1 protein-coding gene is annotated in these 371 nt (G+C 70.4%); it reads right to left on the reverse strand.

What is annotated here, in order from left to right:
- Window positions 1–59 precede the first annotated feature (59 nt).
- A partial coding sequence (locus MKL09_RS08515; RefSeq protein ID WP_279605754.1) for a transketolase C-terminal domain-containing protein occupies window positions 60–371 on the reverse strand: 312 nt, incomplete at its 5' end.

Here is a 371-nt window from a genome sequence, read left to right on the forward strand (position 1 = left end):
GCTAGTGACGTGACCGCGTCCCCCGCTGCTTCGCGCCTAGATCAGGCCAGTCGCAGGCGCTAGCGGCCTTCCTTGCGCTCCGGCAGGGTATCGAGCGCCGTCTTGACGATGGTGGCGGCGTCGATACCGGCCTCAGCGTACATCTTCTCCGGGCTGTCGTGGTCCTGGTAGGTGTCCGGCAGCGTCCGCGTCCGGACCCGCCCCCGGCCCGCGTCCCGCGCGCCCTGCTCGGACAGCAGGTGCCGCACCATCGCCCCGAACCCGCCGCGCGCGCCCTCCTCGATGGTGATCAGAACCTCGTGGTTCTGCGCCAGATCCAGGATCAGCGCCTCGTCCAAGGGCTTGGCGAAGCGCGCATCCGCCACGCTCAC

Origin of the sequence: Methylobacterium sp. J-048, assembly GCF_022829515.1 — a bacterium.
Taxonomy (GTDB): domain Bacteria; phylum Pseudomonadota; class Alphaproteobacteria; order Rhizobiales; family Beijerinckiaceae; genus Methylobacterium.